This is a genomic window from Stenotrophomonas sp. YIM B06876, assembly GCF_030711595.1.
Taxonomy (GTDB): Bacteria; Pseudomonadota; Gammaproteobacteria; order Xanthomonadales; family Xanthomonadaceae; genus Stenotrophomonas.
Genome location: NZ_JAUJUJ010000374.1, coordinates 1 through 807, shown reverse-complemented (window position 1 = coordinate 807; position 807 = coordinate 1). Strand labels below are relative to the sequence as shown.

At 60.0% G+C, this 807-nt stretch carries 1 protein-coding gene; it reads left to right on the top strand.

Annotated elements, in window-relative coordinates; translation table 11 throughout:
* Nucleotides 1–105: 105 nt before the first annotated feature.
* A partial coding sequence (locus QZH66_RS17405) for a TniB family NTP-binding protein (RefSeq protein ID WP_305807095.1) occupies nucleotides 106–807 on the top strand: 702 nt, incomplete at its 3' end.

Here is an 807-nt window from a genome sequence, read left to right as displayed (position 1 = left end):
GTAAAGAAATCCAGGCCGTGACCCAGGCAGCCGCCATGCCGCCGGCGGCCCGCCCGCTCGCCACCCCATCACTTTCGCTGGACGAACTCTTGAAGGGGTCAGAGCTTGACGACGAAGCCTGAATATTTGCTCACGTTCCAGCGCGACCTGCTCGACAGCGTTTTGCTGTCGTACGAAGAGCTGCTGCGCGGCCGGAACTCTCAAGGCCTGATTCTCATGGGCAGTTCAGGCGTTGGCAAAACCCATGGTCTGGATGTGTTGGCCTCCAACTTCCTTGATTGGGTTCAGCGCGAGCCATGGGCTGCCACAGCCGGGATACAGCCAATAAGCCCTGTGTTGCGCTATGCGGCCGNGCTGCGCGGCCGGAACTCTCAAGGCCTGATTCTCATGGGCAGTTCAGGCGTTGGCAAAACCCATGGTCTGGATGTGTTGGCCTCCAACTTCCTTGATTGGGTTCAGCGCGAGCCATGGGCTGCCACAGCCGGGATACAGCCAATAAGCCCTGTGTTGCGCTATGCGGCCGATGCCAAGGCGGATGCGAATTCGATGTTGACACATCTGCTCGCGCGCCTGGGCAAAGTCGTGCTGAAAGAAAAACGGCCAGGGCTGGGCAAACTGGAAGCGGATTTCTTGCAGGCCATGCATGCCCGCCGTGTTCGGCTGTTGATTCTGGAAGAGTTCCACAACGCCATTTTGAAAGGCACCCCGCAGCTGCGCGGCCAAGCCGCACGCCTGCTGAAAAACATCTGGAACATGGCGCCCGAGGATTCCAGCCTGGGATGGTCGAAACCAGCCCCAGGCCGCGAC